A 466-nucleotide genomic window follows, 5' to 3' on the forward strand; every position below is an offset into this window, starting at 1 on the left:
CAGCTGAAAGCAAAGCCTTTGCATACTTATCGCTCTCAGATTACAATCGCAATGGCTGCTTTCACTGCTTCCATGGTGTCCCTCCCCGCGGCTGTGGCTACCAAGCCCAGCAAGGCTGGCTTCTCCGGCCTGGCCCGCGTCGCCCTCCCCTCCAAGGCTGTGCCCACCTTCGCACAGAGGACCGTCTCCAACGGCTGCCGCACCCGCCAGATGCTCGTGTGGGAGCCCACCGACAACAAGTTCTTCGAGACCTTCTCCTACCTGCCCCCTCTGACCGACGACCAGATCGCCAAGCAGGTGGACTACATTATCCGCCAGGGCTGGACTCCTTGCCTGGAGTTCTCCCGCCCCGAGGGCGCCTACGTGAAGGACATCGCCAACATCCGTTACGGCGGCTCCGCCAACTGCGGCTACTACGACAACAGGTACTGGGCGATGTACAAGCTGCCCATGTTCGGCTGCACCG

The 466-nt window shown here is 61.8% G+C and carries 1 protein-coding gene; it reads left to right on the plus strand.

Annotated elements, in window-relative coordinates; genetic code table 11:
• Positions 1-72 precede the first annotated feature (72 nt).
• Positions 73-466 (plus strand): RuBisCO small subunit-like domain-containing protein (locus ON23_RS40075; RefSeq protein ID WP_218001122.1); only part of this gene is annotated, 394 nt, incomplete at its 3' end.

The organism is Nocardia cerradoensis NBRC 101014, assembly GCF_000308535.1.
In the GTDB taxonomy this organism is placed as follows: domain Bacteria; phylum Actinomycetota; class Actinomycetes; order Mycobacteriales; family Mycobacteriaceae; genus Nocardia; species Nocardia cerradoensis.